Annotated in this window: 3 protein-coding genes; all 3 read left to right on the top strand. The window is 29.8% G+C overall.

What is annotated here, in order from left to right; genetic code table 11:
- Positions 1-106: 106 nt before the first annotated feature.
- The 3 genes from G498_RS0109835 to G498_RS0109825 all read left to right on the top strand — a co-directional run bounded on the left by G498_RS0109835 (position 107) and on the right by G498_RS0109825 (position 2504).
- Positions 107-883: a hypothetical protein gene (locus G498_RS0109835; protein ID WP_026981005.1), complete on the top strand. Its 777-nt coding sequence runs from the start codon at positions 107-109 to the stop codon at positions 881-883.
- Positions 884-1090: 207 nt separating this feature from the next.
- Positions 1091-1807 carry a hypothetical protein gene (locus G498_RS0109830; protein WP_026981004.1) on the top strand — a complete coding sequence of 239 codons (717 nt, stop codon included), beginning with the start codon at positions 1091-1093 and terminating at the stop codon, positions 1805-1807.
- 160 nt (positions 1808-1967) lie between these two features.
- Complete coding sequence (locus tag G498_RS0109825) at positions 1968-2504, top strand: hypothetical protein (protein ID WP_026981003.1); 537 nt, start codon at positions 1968-1970, stop codon at positions 2502-2504.
- Positions 2505-2762: the final 258 nt, after the last annotated feature.

The raw sequence follows: 2762 nt of genomic DNA, 5'->3' as shown, positions 1-2762 counted from the left end.
TGAAACCAAATCTTTCAAAATTTGGTGCAAAAATGCGGGAAATAAAACGGTAAATTTATCAACCAAAAAATTGCGCTAGAAACTTGAAACCGCCTATTCCAAAATTATGGGTAAAATTAAATTCATATTTTTTCTTTTTCTTCTCCAAAATACCATTCTTGCTCAAACTATTGACCTAAGTGATTTCGTGATAGATTCAATTCAATTAGATAAGAGAATCTATCCTTCAGGGAATATTCGAAAATCTTGGCAACTATACGACGAGAACTCTATTATTAAAGTGAAAGAATTAAGACAATGGATGAGTCGAGGAGATAGTATACCCTATTCTAAAGATTTTCTGTCCAAGAAATTTGAACTAACAGCTGGAAAGCGAACAGTAAAAAAAGTTGACAACGGATATTTAATTGCCTACAATCATGGTGAATTTAGAAGCGCTTTATATTACCTGTCATTTGATGGTCAACAAAGCTACAATATAACTCCCGCCAACATACGTATAAATGATTTCTTTGAATTTAATTCCAAACTTTACGCAATTGAAGGGATAAATCATTTAGGCGGAGAGCAAGGAAGTCTAATTGAAATTTATTTGGATAAAAATGTTTGGAACTATAGACTAATTCTAAATTTTGATGAAGAACCTGAAAAAGTGTTTCGAAGAGGAAAAGAAACTTTTATAATAACTACCAATTACATTTTAAAATTAGAACCAAATTTTAGACTTTCTAAATTTATTAAATCTCCTTTTCGATGGGGAATATTTGGTCCAAATTCAGCATTTATTATCAAAAAAGATCTCTATATTGGAATGAATGGAGGCATACTTAAAATTGAAAATTTTGAAAAAAAACTTAGATACATTTGGTATAATCATAAATAGCTGCTGCTAACAGCGGTTTTGTGCAAGCGAGGGTTTTGGGATCTATTGGTAAAGGCTTGGTATTTGCATTGTCTTATTTCTTTTGGGCTTTTTCCTTTATAACTTTTCGGTATATTTGTAAACATCAGTAATAAAAATCCTCGCCTGACACAAAGCCGGCGGGACGTTGTGCAACATTGTATTCCAAACTAACCTAAAATAAATTCAATGGATTTTTTTGAAAAATCACTTAATGATTTAAAAACCGAAAGAAAAATTTTTCATTCAGAAGATGATCTAAAATTATCCCTTGCATTAAAACTTAAGGAAAACAACCCTAAACTTAACATTAGATTGGAAAAACCAATTGATATTGAAATGATTGATAGAAGTGATAAAAAATCAATTGTAAGGGCTCCTATTGATATGATATTAATCGACGAAAACAACCATACATATCCTATCGAATTAAAATACAAAACAAAAAAACTTTCTACTATTTATAATGGCGAAACTTTTAATCTAACAAAACATGGTGCAGCTGATATTGGAAGATTCAGTTTTAGAAAAGATATTTATCGAATAGAGAAATACAAAACTAATAATGATAATTGTCCTCGAGGATATGTTTTAATTGTAACGAACGACAAATCATATTTTCAGGACAATGTTTTTGATAAAAATAATTTGGATAAACATTTTTCTTTTCACGATGGTTTTCTAATAAATAAAATAGATTCAGGATGGAACTACGAGAAAATTAATCAAAATAAATATAGTTTTACAGATAAAAATATTTGGGTCAATCAACAACTTAAAATACATTGGACATATAAAAAGGAATTGTTTTATAAATTAGATTTACAGAAAGATTATAGAGTAAAATGGAATGAATATTCCAAAATTGAAAACAATGAATTTAAATATTGTCTAATAGAAATTTAACAACAACGTCGCACAACAGCGGTTTTAAGAAATTGGGGTTTGGGTGTTTTATGGAACGAGCTTTTTGTATATTTGGCTTCAGTCTTAACGGAATGGTTTGGGAACAAAAATCCCCAACTTCTTAAAGCCGGCGGGACGTTAGCAGTAATTGCATCTAAACATGACCTATAAACCTAAACGACAAACAATTATATTTTTTATTACTCTTTTAGTAATCAGCACTACAATATTGTTGTCATGCGAAAAAGAAAAAATAGCCAAACAAAAAAATGTTCCGGAGCTACATCATAGTGTATGTCCAGAAAATAGTCCTCCTCCACCTCCAATTGAAAACACGCTATTTAGTTCGGAAAAATTGAAAGTGGTTAAAAAAGACAATATTTCTACGATTACCTTAAATTTAATTTCTGATAAAGTTGTTGATTATCAAGGGTTCCATCAACAAATTTTTAGAATTGAAACAGAAGGAAGAAAAAGAAAAATGTATTTTGCCTTACCAACCAAATACAATATGTATTGGAATGATTTGAAATTTATTTCAGAAAAAAATAATGACTCAATAATTCTAGGATTCTGGAAAGGAAAAGATTATATCAAATTATATAAAATCTATTCACATAAATATGACAAGGAAAATTTTGGTGGAGGTGAAATAATAATTCAAGCAACTGGTAGCAGTACTTACACAGCAATTTAAGCAACTACTGCTAACAGCGGTTTTAAGAAATGGCTAGTTCAGTGATTTTTTGGAAAGGCTAGTGTTTGCATTTTTTCTTAAAAAAGAAGTTTTTTCTTAAACACTTTTCGGTATATTTGTGATGGCTTGTGAAGAAAATTACGCCACTTCTTAAAGCCGCAACACGTTATAAGCTAGTTGCGTAGTGCGTGTGGAAAAATACTCAAACTAATAGTAATCAATACATTTCGCAAAAAATAAAAGACCAATTTTGTGTGT

Origin of the sequence: Flavobacterium suncheonense GH29-5 = DSM 17707, from assembly GCF_000430025.1 — a bacterium.
GTDB classification, from domain to species: domain Bacteria; phylum Bacteroidota; class Bacteroidia; order Flavobacteriales; family Flavobacteriaceae; genus Flavobacterium; species Flavobacterium suncheonense.
Note: the sequence above shows the minus strand (reverse complement) of the source record. Positions and strands in the feature narration are given on the sequence as shown.